This window comes from Psychrobacillus sp. BM2 (assembly GCF_048572895.1).
Taxonomy (GTDB): Bacteria; Bacillota; Bacilli; order Bacillales_A; family Planococcaceae; genus Psychrobacillus.
In genome coordinates, this window is record NZ_CP183878.1 from 4,126,835 (window position 1) to 4,140,178 (window position 13,344).

Below are 13,344 nucleotides of genomic sequence, written 5' to 3' on the forward strand. Positions count from 1 at the left end.
ATACAGATCTTTATCTGTATCTTAACGTTTTGCAGTTCAGTTTTGAATGTTCATATTAATATATGGAAATTCAAAGAGGGCCTATAGCTCAGCTGGTTAGAGCGCACGCCTGATAAGCGTGAGGTCGATGGTTCGAGTCCATTTAGGCCCACCATACCCTTTTTTTGTTTCGGGGCCTTAGCTCAGCTGGGAGAGCGCCTGCCTTGCACGCAGGAGGTCAGCGGTTCGATCCCGCTAGGCTCCACCAAATTATATTACTTGCTCCTGCGATTATTCGTCGCAAAGGAACAAAACCTTTGTTCTTTGAAAACTGGATAAAACGACATTGAAACAATAAACAACAAGAAATTCTGTTGTGATTATTTACGTAATCATGACGTGTAAGACTTTTTAACTTTTAGGTTAAGTTAATAAGGGCGCACGGTGAATGCCTTGGCACTAGGAGTCGACGAAGGACGGCACTAACACCGATATGCTTCGGGGAGCTGTAAGTGAGCTTTGATCCGGAGATTTCCGAATGGGGAAACCCACTGTTCGTAATGGAGCAGTACATTTGCGTGAATACATAGCGCATCTGAGACACACCCAGGGAACTGAAACATCTAAGTACCTGGAGGAAGAGAAAGAAAAATCGATTCCCTGAGTAGCGGCGAGCGAAACGGGAATAGCCCAAACCAAGAGGCTTGCCTCTTGGGGTTGTAGGACACTCTACATAGAGTTACAAAGGAATGAGTTAGACGAAGCGATCTGGAAAGGTCCGCAGGATAGGGTAAAAGCCCCGTAGTCCAAAATTCATTCTCTCTTGAGTGTATCCTGAGTACGGCGGAACACGTGAAATTCCGTCGGAATCCGGGAGGACCATCTCCCAAGGCTAAATACTACCTAGTGACCGATAGTGAACCAGTACCGTGAGGGAAAGGTGAAAAGCACCCCGGAAGGGGAGTGAAATAGATCCTGAAACCGTGTGCCTACAAGTAGTTAGAGCCCGTTAATGGGTGATAGCGTGCCTTTTGTAGAATGAACCGGCGAGTTACGATTACATGCAAGGTTAAGTTGAGAAGACGGAGCCGCAGCGAAAGCGAGTCTGAATAGGGCGAATGAGTATGTGGTCGTAGACCCGAAACCAGGTGATCTACCCATGTCCAGGATGAAGGTAAGGTAACACTTACTGGAGGTCCGAACCCACGCACGTTGAAAAGTGCGGGGATGAGGTGTGGGTAGCGGAGAAATTCCAATCGAACCTGGAGATAGCTGGTTCTCTCCGAAATAGCTTTAGGGCTAGCCTCAAACGTTAGAATCTTGGAGGTAGAGCACTGTTTGGACTAGGGGCCCATCCCGGGTTACCGAATTCAGACAAACTCCGAATGCCAATGATTTATGTTTGGGAGTCAGACTGCGAGTGATAAGATCCGTAGTCAAGAGGGAAACAGCCCAGACCACCAGCTAAGGTCCCAAAGTATTTGTTAAGTGGAAAAGGATGTGGCGTTGCTTAGACAACCAGGATGTTGGCTTAGAAGCAGCCATCATTTAAAGAGTGCGTAATAGCTCACTGGTCGAGTGACGCTGCGCCGAAAATGTATCGGGGCTAAACAAATCACCGAAGCTGTGGATTGATACCTTTGGTATCAGTGGTAGGAGAGCGTTCTAAGGGCGTTGAAGTCAGACCGGAAGGACTGGTGGAGCGCTTAGAAGTGAGAATGCCGGTATGAGTAGCGAAAGACGGGTGAGAATCCCGTCCACCGTATGACTAAGGTTTCCTGAGGAAGGCTCGTCCGCTCAGGGTTAGTCGGGACCTAAGCCGAGGCCGATAGGCGTAGGCGATGGATAACAGGTTGATATTCCTGTACCACCAAACCACCGTTTGAGTAATGGGGGGACGCAGAAGGATAGGGTAAGCATGCTGTTGGTTATGCATGTCCAAGCAGTAAGGTGTGAATGTAGGCAAATCCGCATTCTATAACATTGAGCTGTGATGGCGAGGACGTATGTCCGGAGTTCCTGATTTCACACTGCCAAGAAAAGCCTCTAGCGAGGTGATAGGTGCCCGTACCGCAAACCGACACAGGTAGTCGAGGAGAGAATCCTAAGGTGAGCGAGAGAACTCTCGTTAAGGAACTCGGCAAAATGACCCCGTAACTTCGGGAGAAGGGGTGCTCTTTTGGGTGCATAGCCTAGAAGAGCCGCAGTGAATAGGCCCAGGCGACTGTTTAGCAAAAACACAGGTCTCTGCAAAACCGTAAGGTGAAGTATAGGGGCTGACGCCTGCCCGGTGCTGGAAGGTTAAGAGGAGTGCTTAGCGCAAGCGAAGGTGCGAATTGAAGCCCCAGTAAACGGCGGCCGTAACTATAACGGTCCTAAGGTAGCGAAATTCCTTGTCGGGTAAGTTCCGACCCGCACGAAAGGCGTAACGATCTGGGCACTGTCTCAACGAGAGACTCGGTGAAATTATAGTACCTGTGAAGATGCAGGTTACCCGCGACAGGACGGAAAGACCCCGTGGAGCTTTACTATAGCTTGATATTGAATTTTGGTGCAACTTGTACAGGATAGGCAGGAGCCTTAGAGCCCGGAGCGCCAGCTTCGGAGGAGGCGTCGGTGGGATACTGCCCTGGTTGTATTGAAATTCTAACCCATACCCGTAACCCGGGTAGGAGACAGTGTCAGGCGGGTAGTTTGACTGGGGCGGTCGCCTCCTAAAGTGTAACGGAGGCGCCCAAAGGTTCCCTCAGAATGGTTGGAAATCATTCGAAGAGTGTAAAGGCAGAAGGGAGCTTGACTGCGAGACCTACAAGTCGAGCAGGGTCGAAAGACGGGCTTAGTGATCCGGTGGTTCCGCATGGAAGGGCCATCGCTCAACGGATAAAAGCTACCCCGGGGATAACAGGCTTATCTCCCCCAAGAGTCCACATCGACGGGGAGGTTTGGCACCTCGATGTCGGCTCATCGCATCCTGGGGCTGTAGTCGGTCCCAAGGGTTGGGCTGTTCGCCCATTAAAGCGGTACGCGAGCTGGGTTCAGAACGTCGTGAGACAGTTCGGTCCCTATCCGTCGTGGGCGTAGGAAATTTGAGAGGAGCTGTCCTTAGTACGAGAGGACCGGGATGGACACACCGCTGGTGTACCAGTTGTTCTGCCAAGAGCATCGCTGGGTAGCTATGTGTGGACGGGATAAGTGCTGAAAGCATCTAAGCACGAAGCCCCCCTCAAGATGAGATTTCCCATTACGCAAGTAAGTAAGATCCCTCAAAGACGATGAGGTAGATAGGTTCGGGGTGGAAGCGTGGCGACACGTGCAGCTGACGAATACTAATCGATCGAGGACTTAACCAAATTTGTTTAACGTAACAATGTCGTTTATCCAGTTTTGAAAGAATAAAGTTTTTATTAAAAAAACTCTTGTAATATTCTACAGAGTTGGTATAATAAGACTTGTCTTTCAAAAGTATTCAAGTCTAGTGATGATGGCGAAGAGGTCACACCCGTTCCCATACCGAACACGGAAGTTAAGCTCTTCAGCGCCGATGGTAGTTGGGGGTCTCCCCCTGTGAGAGTAGGACGTCGCTGGGCACCAAAGAAAAAGTCGTTACCGAATTATATCGGTAACGACTTTTTTTATGTATATAAAAATGTCTTGTGCAAACTGGGTTTGTGATACTTTCAGAAATAGCGAGAAAGTAGATTTCTGATATTCTAGTGGAAATAAAGAGAAGTAGTAAGTGTTTTTCCAATAAGGAAGCCAAATAGCGAACGAAATTGCATCTTCGAGAGCTTACTTAATAAATAAGAAAGTAGCTTTTCTTTAGTTATCCCAAAATGTAATAACCTGTTTCTAATAGTTGTAGGAGGTAGACGAACAGATAAAGTGAAACTTCAATTAGTGGGGCTTCATCCCCCACTAATTGTTAGTTGAACCATTCGGGCTTTTACGGGCAGTTATCTACTGCCCGCTAATGCGGGACAAACGTTATAAAATTACCGAAAAAAGAAATGCTGGTAATAGTGTATAGCAACAAGTCTGTTCAAGGCACTTTGAAAACGCTAGAAATAGGTACTGATTTTAAAGGCCCGGGCACTTTTTGCCCGGTTTTTCCTTACTATAGGGCATATTAGTAACTTCATATCCCCACTATTAATTACTTGCTGTTTTACAATTGAACAGACACAATATGAAGTAAATACATTTATATAGGAGGGTCATAGTGGTAGTAATACTAGCGATAGACGATGATGTACATACGTTAGATTTAATTTCTATTTTTTTATCAAACACGGGGTACCGTGTAGTAAAAGCAGGGAATGGGAAAGAAGGATTAGCTTTAATCAAAAAAGAAGTTCCTGATCTTGCAATAATTGACGTGATGATGCCAGAGATGGATGGTTTAACATTAACGAAGATTATTCGAGAGCAGTATGACTTCCCAGTTCTATTACTAACAGCAAAAGGCCGTCTAGAAGATAAAGAAAAGGGCTACTTAGCGGGATCGGATGACTATTTAGTAAAACCATTTGAACCGAAAGAGTTGTTATTTCGTATCCGTGCAATATTAAGAAGATACGATAAAACAAGTGATGCAAATATACAAGTAGGAAATATGTTGATCAATAGAAGGAGCTTTGAGGTGCAAATAGGGGAAGAGCTATTAGTCCTACCTTTAAAGGAATTCGAATTGCTTTCAAAGCTTGCATCGAAACTAAACCAAGTATTTACACGTGATCAATTGATCGAGGCAGTTTGGGGAATTGATTTTGAAGGGGAAGAACAAACATTAAGTGTACATATAAAACGGATACGTGAACGCTTAGCTAAAACACAAACAGATGTACAGATTAAAACGGTTCGAGGAATTGGATATAAATTAGAAGGAATGAACGTATGAAAACCTTATATAGTAAATTTGTCTGGATGACACTTCTTATTATGTTTGCCAGTGGAACAATTGGATTTATGATTGTAAATACGTTTTATCATCAAAATTTAAAAGAGAAAAATGATGAGAAAAATGTAGAAGTTGCTAATTCAATAGGAGAGCTTATCGAATCGTCTAATCTAGATAGCATAACACCACTTTTAAAGTCAATTGGCGACACGGGATACCAGATATATATTGTAAGTGAAGAGGACGAAGAGAGCTTTTATGGTGGTGATTTTAGAATTCATGAAATTAGTGATTCTATTGTGGAAAAGGTTTTAAATGGTGAGGTATATCATGGAATGCGAGAGTTTCCAAAAGAGACGTTTATAACTGGATACTTTTCAAATGAATTAACAAATACAGTAGGAGTACCGTTCACCTATGACGATAAACGTTATGCACTTTTTCAAAGACCTAATATTAAATTTCTATTTAATGAAATTCATCTCCTCTTAGGGGGTCTTGCAGGAGCAATGATATTAATCAGTGTTATTGCTATGTTAATCGTTGCTAAGAGAATGATTGATCCGTTGACAAAACTAACGATTGCGACGAATAAAATTGCAAACGAAGACTTCCAAGTGCCAATACTAGTCAATCAACGAGACGAAATTGGTCAATTGGCGGATAGTTTCCGGAATATGGTGAAGCAATTGGAAGCTAGTGACCGCTATAAAAAGGAGTTTATCGCTAGAGTATCACATGACTTTCAAACACCGTTGTTAAATATACAAGGGTACGCTGCTTTGCTGAAGAGTGGAGATTTAAATTCAAATTACGCAGAAATAATCCTAAAAGAAGCAAAGCGTTTGTCGAGTGTAATGAAGCAATTATTATTACTTACTTCTTTGGATCAAGCAAATACTCGAACGAAAAAAAAGTTTTTTCAACTCGACGACCAGTTGAAAAAAGTTGTGTTGAAATTTAGATGGCTATTAGATGAAAAGGAAATTTCCATCCAATTGCAATTAAAGAAGGTAGAGTTATTGGGAGATAAAGAGATGTTAGAATATGTCTGGGAAAATCTCATTTCTAATGCAATTAAATACAATCACTCGCCGGGAGAAATACAAATAGAAATGACCGAAACTACGGAGTATGTGCAAGTCATTATACAAGACACTGGTATCGGAAACAAAAAAACCAACTATGGGCAGTGGACGGAAAGATTTTACCGAGAGGATGCAGCTAGATCAACTCAAATTGAAGGAAGTGGGCTAGGTCTTGCGATTGTAAAAGAAGTCATTCAGTCGCATAATGGCATGCTTTCGTTTGAAAGTATAGAACCCCATGGAACAAAGGTGTGCGTCCAATTAAAGAAGATGTAATCACCCGTTCATCTTCTGTTCACTTTCGAAATGTATAGTTCCCCCTGTAAGGAAATTTAAAAGGGGGTAGCAAAATGAAAAACAAGCGTACTTGGCTTATAATTTTAGCGAGTTGGTTAGTTATAGTAGGATTGCTTTCTTTTCTTGCACCATCTAGTAAAGAAGTTGCAAGTACATCCAAAAATGCTGGTCTTCCAGAGAGTGCTTTATCCATTGAAGCAGATAAAGCTATGAAAGAAAATTTTTCTAACAATGAAGGAATTCCTTTAATCATTGTTTTTGAAGATAAAAAAGGCACCACAGATGAAGAAATTCAAAGCGTATTAGAATTAATGGAACAAAACTATGCAAGTGTACCGAAGTTCTCTAAAATTCCTATGGAACAAAGAGATTCTTTTGTATCTGAAGATAAAAAGACATTCTTTGTGCCACTAATTTTAGAAGGTCAGCTAGAAAGCAAAGAGATTCATGAAAAAGTTGAAGATATTAAAAAGAATGTAACTAGTATTATCCCATCAGGTTTTACTATTTATTATACGGGACCGGCTGGTATAGCAAGCGACACAATTGAGCTATTTTCACAAGCGGATGTAGTATTACTTTTAGCAACCGTAGGGATTATTTTTGTCTTACTAATCGTTATTTATCGCTCATTCATTCTTGCAATCATTCCACTTATTGGAGCGGGAATTGTATATGGTGTGGTGGATAGAGTGATTGGTCTTACGGGTAAATTCACATCCATAACGATTGAAAACCAAGCACTTTCCATTATGATGATTTTATTGTTTGCAGTGATTACCGATTATTCACTACTTCTTTACGCTCGTTATAAAGAAGAGCAAGATATGAAAGTGGTGCTTGCGCGAACACGAGAGACGATATTGTTTAGCGGTGGTACCATTTTAGCGGGAGTAGCAACACTTGCGTTTGCGCTATATGAACCGTATCGTAATTTTGCTCCGGTTTTTGCAATAGCAGTAATCATCATGCTAGTGGCAGGAATTACTTTATTGCCAGCCTTGTTTGCGGTAGTTAAAACACCTAAAAAGAAAGAAAAAACTACAAAACTTTGGACGAATGCTGGAAATGTGAGTACGAAAAAACCATGGAAGGTGGCATTACCAATTCTTTTACTGTTAGGTATTGGTACATGGCATGCTACCACAATCGTCTATTCATACGATTTACTGGCATCTTTCCCAGAAGATCTATCTTCAAGAGAAGGTTTTACAAAGCTAGGGGAAGCATTTTCAGAAGGGGAAATAGCACCAACAACGATTTTAGTAAAGTCAAAAGATAAGAAAGTGATTGCGGATATTCAAGAGAAGTTAGAAGACAGACCACTTGTAAGTCAGGTGCGTCCTTCGGCTTTAGATAGCGATCTATACACACAGTTTTCGATCATATTAAAAGCAAATCCGTATAGCAAAGAAGCTTTAAATGAAGTAGAAAAAATTAGAGATGAATTGGAAGATCAACAGGTTTTAGTAAGTGGAGAGACAGCGAAACAGGTAGATATCCGGGATATTAATAATAGAGATACATTACTCGTAATGGGTTTAATGACGGTATTGATCGGATTAATACTTGCTTTCCAAACGAGATCGCTTCGGGCATCGTTGTTGATGATGGTATCTATTTTATTGTCATTTGGAGCAGCTTTAGGATTCTCTACGTGGATTTTTGATGTGTTTTTCGGGTATACGTCGTTTAGTTATCGAATCCCCCTTTATACATTTGTATTTTTAGTGGCACTAGGTGTGGACTACTCGATTATGTTAATGAGTAGGTTGAAGGAAGAGCGAAAACAGTATGGCGAAAAGGAAGCAATTGCAAAAGCGGTTGAAAAAACGGGTGGTGTTATTTCGTCGGCAGGGTTAATACTTGCAGCTACATTTGCCGTTTTAATATCGCAGCCAGTCATGGAGCTTAAACTATTTGGTTTTGCTGTTGCGGTTGGTGTACTATTGGATACGTTTATCGTTCGACCATTACTATTACCGGCGTTGTTAACAATTACAACTAAAAATAGGGGGAAATAATTATGCAAAAAAAATGGAGTTTGCGACTAGTTCGGGCGGGAGCATTATTTGGACTATTAGGTGCTTATCTAGGCTCTCATATGGCAGGGGCTGGATCTTATGCACTTCGCCCAATTCATGCACATATTTTATTGGTTGGCTGGTTGTCATTATTTGTTTATGGGCTATTTTATAAAATATATAAAGTGAAATTCCCTAAGCTTGTTGCTTTTCATGGGTGGTCAGCTATTATAGGTGCTATTGGCTTAACGCTTGGAATGTATCTACAGTTTATAAAACCGTTCAATATAAATGAAACATTTGCGTTAGTTGCATATATTTTAGGTGGATCCACGTTGTTACTAAGTTTTGCAGTATTCGTACTCGTAACGTTTACAATCGAAAAAGAATAAAAAAAGCTGAAGGTTACGTAGCCTTCAGCTTTTTATTTCTTCGAATATCGGCGTATGTTGGAATACACATTCCCAATAAAATGATGATTATCCCTACTATTTGTAAGAAGGAGAGAACCTCGTTTAAAATGATAACTGATACGATAACGGCAACCGGCAGCTCCATAGCACTCAATATAGAAGAAACCGCGCCACCCACTTTAGGTACTGCAATAACAAAGAAGTAGATTGGAATAATGATACCGAATAATCCAAGAGCTAGTCCATAAAACAGTAGTGGCTCCGTAAATAGTTTTCCATTCCAAATAATATCTGGGCTTTGGAAGAAGAATATCATAATCATTGCGATAAAAGAAACGAATAATAGACGTGTTGTTGTATTCATGCCTTCAACCTGCTTCGTGTTAACATTCATATTCAAGGAGAATGAAACGGCAGCAGCAAAACCATAAACCCAACCTCTCCAGTCAATTCCACTCAAATCGACATCAAGGACACCAGCTGCTAAAATAGTTCCGATAAATAAAATAATGAGCGAAATAACTTCTGGTCTTGTTGGGAATCGTTTTCTTAAAATACAATCGATTAGTGTTCCAATCCATGTAAATTGGAATAGCATAACAACTGCGAGAGATGCAGGCAAGTATATAAGTGACATCCCATAGACAATCCCTGTAGTAGCGGTAAACACACCCGCTAACAAAATAATCTTAAAGCCTCCGTATAAACGTGGAAGTTTTCGTTGTGTAATAAGATAAAAAATAAAAGCCAACATAAATCCTACAATATATTGACTAGAAATCGCTTCAGAGGCTGTGTAGCCATCTCCGATTGCTAGTTTAACCATAGTTGATAAAGTCCCATAACTGCTTGCAGCAAACACAACCATTAGGGGATAAATCCATAATTTCATATAAGTTTCTCCTTTAATCTGCGACTACGGTTTTCACCATATGATGAAAAGGTTCACCAATAATTGTCCAAGGACATAGGGTATCAAACCCGAGACGATTATACAAGCGAATTGCAGCATCTTTTTCTAGCTCCACATTCAAGGATAGTTTCCCACCGCCCGAATTCTTCACCATTTGTTCTGCATAGCTTAATAATTTCGTGCCTATCCCATGGCCACGATATGTTGGATCAACTACAACCGTATCGATATACCATTCTCCAGGTGCAGTTTCCGGGTCGATTGTGACGATAGTGCCTTTTTTGTTAGATAGATATGCTTCTAAATTTGCGTCTAGGGTAATTGCCTGTTCCGCAGTATAGAACACCAATACTCCTGCAACATGTCCATTCATTTCTGCAATATACGTATTTTTAAAGGAATGTCGATTATCCGTACGTTTAAATAGTTTTATAAATTCTGTTGTAATGGCAGCTTCTTCTGTTTCACCAGTCATCTGCATTGAGATGTCTCCAATGGCTTCCATTATAAGTGGAATAGCATTATTTGCATCTTCTTTGTAAGCTTTTCTGATTAATATTTCCATTATATATTCACCTTCCAACTCGTTATTATACCATAAGTTTTCTTAATGAACTTATAATCAATACAGGATAATCAAAAGTAGGAAAATTTAAAAAATAGTTGAAACTTTTCTGTTCTATATGTAGTAGAATAGAAATGAAGGGAAAGGGGGAATAACAATGGAATGGGATTCAATACCGTGGATGCTCATCTTACCTTTACTAATCATTCAACTATTATTAGTCGTGGTGGCAGTGATTGATTTGGTACGGGTAAAGAACACCAATGGACCAAAGTGGATGTGGGCACTTATTATTATTTTTATCAATATCATTGGACCTGTTATTTATTTTATAGTTGGGAGACGAAATGAATGAAAACATTACTACATGTGCAGGGGTTAACAAAGGAATACGGAAATGAAAAAGCAGTAGATCAGGTTACTTTTTCACTAAATAAAAATACTGCAACCGCTTTGATTGGACCAAATGGTGCTGGTAAGACGACCACTTTATCTATGCTAGCGGGATTATTAAGACAAACTAGTGGAACAGTAGTAATTGATGGAGATGTAAGAGGAGACATTCAAAGAGAAATAGGCTTCCTGCCACAGTATCCACAATTTTATTCGTGGTTAACAGCACTCGAATTTACAGAAATGGTAGCGAAGTTAAGTGGAATAGATGGAAAAATTGCTAAATCACAAGCAGCTAGAACATTAGACTTTGTTGGTTTAAAAGATGCTAAAAACAAAAAAACTGGGACATTTTCCGGAGGCATGAAGCAACGACTAGGATTAGCTCAAGCAATTGTACATAAGCCAGGATTGCTTTTGCTAGATGAGCCTGTATCCGCATTAGATCCCGTGGGTAGAAGAGAAATTTTAAATTTACTAAAAGAATTACAAGACCATACGACCATTCTATACTCCACTCATATTTTAAATGATGCAGAGGAAATGACTGATCAGTTATTGTTTTTAAGAAAAGGACAATTAGTAGAGCAAGGATCGTTGAAAGAAGTGAAAGATAAGTATGCAAATCCTTTGTTTAAAATTCTATTTGCTGACATAGAAGAAGCAGCAAAATTTGTTGAAATAAGTCCATGGCCAGCAAGACAGGAAAATGAGGTTGTTTTTATACATCTTGAGGAAAACAAACCATTGATGAATGAAGTATTACAAGTACTTGCTAATAGTAATCTACGATTATCAAAGGTAGAGCGAGCATCTGCCAGTTTAGAAGAAATATTTTTACAGGTGGTGAATAAACATGAATAATTTCCCTATACTATTTCGAAAAGAGTGGCGTGAAAATGTACGTAACTTTAAGATTTTATGGATACCTCTAGTATTTATTTTATTTGGTATTTCCGAACCGTTGACTTATTATTATTTGCCTCAAATTTTAAATACCGTAGGAAATATGCCAAGTGATATGGTGTTTCAGCTCCCCGAGTACATACCTGAACAAATAATCATGTCTACAATTGGTCAGTACCAATTTATAGGGATGTTAATTGTAGCATTTGGATTCGCTGGTATCATTGCCCGGGAGCGCAAAAATGGGACGGCGACCATGTTATATGTAAGGCCGATTTCTTATACTGGTTATGTGTTTAGTAAGTTAGCTATTATGGGCATCTTAATTATAGGAAGCGCATGTGTCGGCCTTTTGGTGAATGTCTATTACACGTATATTTTGTATGGAGCAGTAGATACAATTGCGTTTATGGGTTTTCTAGGAACGTATAGTATCTGGTTGTTATTTGCTATTAGTGTTGTTATTTGTTCTAGTGCAGCTTTTTCTACGGGAATAGCTTCTGTTATATCGATTTTTTTGTTAGTAGTTGTGCAATTAGTGGATGGTTTACTAGGTACTTACTGGAGCATTTCGCCTTGGAAGTTACCGATGTATGCAGGACAAATTATAAATGGAAATATAGACAAAACACCGTTTTTCTGGAGTTTGTCTGTAACTTTAGCTGTCGTAGTGTTGTTAGTAGTAGGAGCAGTTTATATAGCTAAGCGAAATGTAGCTAAAGTAAAAATATAATGCTGGGGTGATTTAAGTGGCAGCTCGTAATTCTGATCGATTTATTGTATCCTACAACCGAATAGACCAATTGATGAAGGACCTGATTGGTACGAATGAACATATGGCATTTTTTCGATTAATTGATTTTGCTAAAAAGAAAAACGCTGTTATTAGAAGATATGAGGCGGATTTACGAGAATATGGAGATTTAAGAAACGCCATTATACATCATCGTACGTCTTTGGAATTTTCCATTGCTGAACCACATGAGGAAGTTGTGGCAAAAATGGAGGAGATTGAAGGTGCATTAGCTAAACCGATTACAGTTGCTCAAATGTTCCGGACAAATGTGACGATCTTTCAAGAGACGGATTCGCTTAGCTATGCTTTAAAAGTGATCAAAGATAAAAAGTACAATCAGTTTCCCGTATTTATAGGAAAAACTTTTAAAGGACTTATCACCCCCGTAGGCATTACTATGTGGATGGCTAGTAAAGTGGATTCTGAATCGTTTTCGAGAAAAAGAACAATGCTATCGGAAATACTAGCACATGAAAGTAGTAGAGATAATCATCGATTTATACATGCGAATGCATCCGTATTTGAGGCTATAGAAATATTTAAGGCGTCTGTAGTACGGGGGAGGCGCTTAGAGGCACTTCTTATAACAGAAGATGGAAAAGCCAGCGATAAATTAATTGGGATTGTAACCCCTATGAGTTTGCTGAAGGTAGAATAATTCCTATAAGGTAGTCTTTTTCAGGAGAACTTTCATAGTATTAAGATAGACACTAAAATGTCTAAGGAAAGTCGAAAAAGGGGGAATGTAGTGGATTCTTTAGAAAAGGTTCAAGAACAGGTGTATGACACCCATGAAAAGACAGTTAAAGATATGACAGTTGGGGATTGGTTAATTACAATGCTTATACTAATAATCCCAATTGTCAATATTGTCATGCTATTCATCTGGGGATTTGGAAATCCTGATGCAAGACGTAATTATGCTAGAGCTTCACTTATTTGGATGGCAATTGGTATCGTTCTTATGCTTATTTTTTATGGAGCAGTATTTGCTTTTATTTTTTCTCTTAATAGTTATTAATTATTTCCTGGGAAATAGCATAGTTCGACATGAAAGAGTGTTCCTTTGTAAA

At 39.8% G+C, this 13,344-nt stretch carries 11 protein-coding genes, 2 tRNA genes and 2 rRNA genes; 13 read left to right on the forward strand and 2 right to left on the reverse strand.

Annotated elements, in window-relative coordinates; all coding sequences use genetic code 11:
* Window positions 1-77: 77 nt before the first annotated feature.
* From ACN6MX_RS20360 to ACN6MX_RS20395, 8 genes are all read left to right on the forward strand, one after another.
* Window positions 78-154, forward strand: a tRNA-Ile gene (locus ACN6MX_RS20360).
* A gap of 17 nt (window positions 155-171) precedes the next feature.
* A tRNA-Ala gene (locus ACN6MX_RS20365) sits at window positions 172-247 on the forward strand.
* Window positions 248-400: 153 nt separating this feature from the next.
* Window positions 401-3,329 (forward strand): 23S ribosomal RNA (locus tag ACN6MX_RS20370).
* 121 nt (window positions 3,330-3,450) lie between these two features.
* Window positions 3,451-3,566 (forward strand): 5S ribosomal RNA (rrf, locus tag ACN6MX_RS20375).
* 632 nt (window positions 3,567-4,198) lie between these two features.
* Window positions 4,199-4,876, forward strand: a complete 678-nt coding sequence (locus ACN6MX_RS20380; RefSeq protein ID WP_419960547.1) for a response regulator transcription factor — start codon at window positions 4,199-4,201, stop codon at window positions 4,874-4,876.
* Window positions 4,873-6,240, forward strand: coding sequence for a sensor histidine kinase (locus ACN6MX_RS20385; RefSeq protein WP_419960548.1), 1,368 nt, complete (start codon window positions 4,873-4,875; stop codon window positions 6,238-6,240). The genes ACN6MX_RS20380 and ACN6MX_RS20385 overlap by 4 nt, the downstream gene beginning before the upstream one ends.
* Before the next feature lie 74 nt (window positions 6,241-6,314).
* The gene (locus ACN6MX_RS20390; RefSeq protein ID WP_419960549.1) at window positions 6,315-8,285 is read left to right on the forward strand and encodes an MMPL family transporter; all 1,971 of its coding nucleotides are present in this window, start codon (window positions 6,315-6,317) and stop codon (window positions 8,283-8,285) included.
* Between the two features lie 2 nt (window positions 8,286-8,287).
* Window positions 8,288-8,677 (forward strand): hypothetical protein, encoded by a 390-nt coding sequence (locus ACN6MX_RS20395; RefSeq protein WP_419960550.1) that lies wholly within the window; start codon window positions 8,288-8,290, stop codon window positions 8,675-8,677.
* Between the two features lie 13 nt (window positions 8,678-8,690).
* Here the strand turns inward: ACN6MX_RS20395 and ACN6MX_RS20400 are convergent, their stop codons facing one another.
* Window positions 8,691-9,590, reverse strand: coding sequence for an EamA family transporter (locus ACN6MX_RS20400; protein WP_419960551.1), 900 nt, complete (start codon window positions 9,588-9,590; stop codon window positions 8,691-8,693).
* A gap of 13 nt (window positions 9,591-9,603) precedes the next feature.
* Window positions 9,604-10,176, reverse strand: a complete 573-nt coding sequence (locus ACN6MX_RS20405; RefSeq protein WP_419960552.1) for a GNAT family N-acetyltransferase — start codon at window positions 10,174-10,176, stop codon at window positions 9,604-9,606.
* 157 nt (window positions 10,177-10,333) lie between these two features.
* Here ACN6MX_RS20405 and ACN6MX_RS20410 point away from each other — a divergent pair, with 157 nt between their 5' ends.
* The 5 genes from ACN6MX_RS20410 (at window position 10,334) to ACN6MX_RS20430 (ending at window position 13,292) form a co-directional block, all read left to right on the forward strand.
* Window positions 10,334-10,531 carry a PLDc N-terminal domain-containing protein gene (locus ACN6MX_RS20410; protein ID WP_419960553.1) on the forward strand — a complete coding sequence of 66 codons (198 nt, stop codon included), beginning with the start codon at window positions 10,334-10,336 and terminating at the stop codon, window positions 10,529-10,531.
* Window positions 10,528-11,433: an ATP-binding cassette domain-containing protein gene (locus tag ACN6MX_RS20415; protein WP_419960554.1), complete on the forward strand. Its 906-nt coding sequence runs from the start codon at window positions 10,528-10,530 to the stop codon at window positions 11,431-11,433. Before ACN6MX_RS20410 ends, ACN6MX_RS20415 begins: the two co-directional genes overlap by 4 nt.
* The gene (locus ACN6MX_RS20420; protein ID WP_419960555.1) at window positions 11,426-12,208 is read left to right on the forward strand and encodes an ABC transporter permease; all 783 of its coding nucleotides are present in this window, start codon (window positions 11,426-11,428) and stop codon (window positions 12,206-12,208) included. Before ACN6MX_RS20415 ends, ACN6MX_RS20420 begins: the two co-directional genes overlap by 8 nt.
* Before the next feature lie 16 nt (window positions 12,209-12,224).
* The gene (locus tag ACN6MX_RS20425; RefSeq protein WP_419960556.1) at window positions 12,225-12,929 is read left to right on the forward strand and encodes a CBS domain-containing protein; all 705 of its coding nucleotides are present in this window, start codon (window positions 12,225-12,227) and stop codon (window positions 12,927-12,929) included.
* Between the two features lie 90 nt (window positions 12,930-13,019).
* On the forward strand, window positions 13,020-13,292 hold the full coding sequence (locus ACN6MX_RS20430) for a hypothetical protein (protein ID WP_419960557.1): 273 nt from the start codon (window positions 13,020-13,022) through the stop codon (window positions 13,290-13,292).
* Window positions 13,293-13,344 lie beyond the last annotated feature (52 nt).

Coding starts and splice junctions, on each gene's coding strand:
- ACN6MX_RS20385 (WP_419960548.1), top strand. CDS start 4,873: ATGAAAACCTTATATAGTAAATTTGTCTGGATGACACTTCTTATTATG.
- ACN6MX_RS20390 (WP_419960549.1), top strand. CDS start 6,315: ATGAAAAACAAGCGTACTTGGCTTATAATTTTAGCGAGTTGGTTAGTT.
- ACN6MX_RS20395 (WP_419960550.1), top strand. CDS start 8,288: ATGCAAAAAAAATGGAGTTTGCGACTAGTTCGGGCGGGAGCATTATTT.
- ACN6MX_RS20400 (WP_419960551.1), bottom strand. CDS start 9,590: ATGAAATTATGGATTTATCCCCTAATGGTTGTGTTTGCTGCAAGCAGT.
- ACN6MX_RS20405 (WP_419960552.1), bottom strand. CDS start 10,176: ATGGAAATATTAATCAGAAAAGCTTACAAAGAAGATGCAAATAATGCT.
- ACN6MX_RS20410 (WP_419960553.1), top strand. CDS start 10,334: ATGGAATGGGATTCAATACCGTGGATGCTCATCTTACCTTTACTAATC.
- ACN6MX_RS20415 (WP_419960554.1), top strand. CDS start 10,528: ATGAAAACATTACTACATGTGCAGGGGTTAACAAAGGAATACGGAAAT.
- ACN6MX_RS20420 (WP_419960555.1), top strand. CDS start 11,426: ATGAATAATTTCCCTATACTATTTCGAAAAGAGTGGCGTGAAAATGTA.